The 1,240-nt window shown below is 25.4% G+C and carries 1 protein-coding gene; it reads left to right on the plus strand.

Annotated features, from left to right (window positions below; translation table 11 throughout):
- Positions 1-914 (plus strand): hypothetical protein (locus H3T84_RS11940; protein WP_198219315.1); only part of this gene is annotated, 914 nt, incomplete at its 5' end.
- Positions 915-1,240: the final 326 nt, after the last annotated feature.

A 1,240-nucleotide genomic window follows, 5' to 3' on the forward strand; every position in this document is an offset into this window, starting at 1 on the left:
CCAAACCATTAAATAATTCATTGCCATATGGATGGTCAAAAATAAAAAATATGTCTGATATTGAAACTATAAATAAAAAATGTGAATATAATTTTTTTGTAGAACACACTAAACAAGAAACAAAATATTTTGAAAAAAACTGCCCTTTTGAATCTTTAAAATCTACTTCTAACTCTGACATAACTGAAAATATAGAGAAAGAAGACTCTGTGTCAGATAAAAGGGTATACCTTTATCAGTCAGAAAAATTTTCCCTTTTTTTAGAAGAAAAACCGATAACAGATCCTAATTTTAACCCCGCTTATAATACTCCTGACGAGGCTTTATTTCTTGAAAAAGACGGGCAAATTGTTGATGAATTAACGGTTAGTTGGTTTAGTACTGGTGACTTTGATTTTACTGATGAACTAAGTTACTATATTGATAAAAAATTTAATATTTTTATTATAAATCATGGCATTCATGAGACTGGTTATTGGTTGAATTTATGGGCACATTATAAAATAGATCCCCAAAAAATCAAATTTGAGGCAATAAAGATTAAAAAAGGCAGTGAACAAATAAATTTTCCTGATAAGTTGATTTTATTACCCAATCAATATTTTGATAAATATTTTGATAAAGACTTAGTTCAACCCTGTTCAGAAGAATCTGATTGTAATGATTTTTATTCTTATATATATTACCTTAATGAAGCAAAAAAGAACACAGCATTACTGGTCAAAAAATCCAATGCCCCAAAAAACACTTTTTCATTATTTAAGAAAAAATTAGATCAAACATGTATAAAAATACTTAGACTTCATGATAATAAAGAATACGAAAATTCATCTTTTAATGATCTACATTCATGTGAGATAAACGGACTTAAACAAGAACTGATTCGTATTGAAAAAGAACTAGGTAAATATTGAGTAGATAGCGGTTGCTTAATTTTGCCTAAAACAAAATGATGCAATCAAACTAAATTATTTAATTTACCAAAAAATAAAGAATTGGGATTATTCTTTTATTTTTGAAATTTATATTATTATGATTTTATTAAGTAGTTTTTTAATAAAATATATATCTATTTTATGTCAGGATCAAACAAATGAAAATTTTTAAAGTGAAAATAATAAAATTGATTAATAGTAAATTATTTATCGGACTATGTTTATTGATTATATTCACACCAGCTACCTTCTCCAAACCATTAAATAATTCATTGCCATATGGATGGTCAAAAATAAAAAATATG

Source organism: Snodgrassella sp. M0110 (genome assembly GCF_016101465.1).
Lineage (GTDB): Bacteria > Pseudomonadota > Gammaproteobacteria > Burkholderiales > Neisseriaceae > Snodgrassella > Snodgrassella alvi.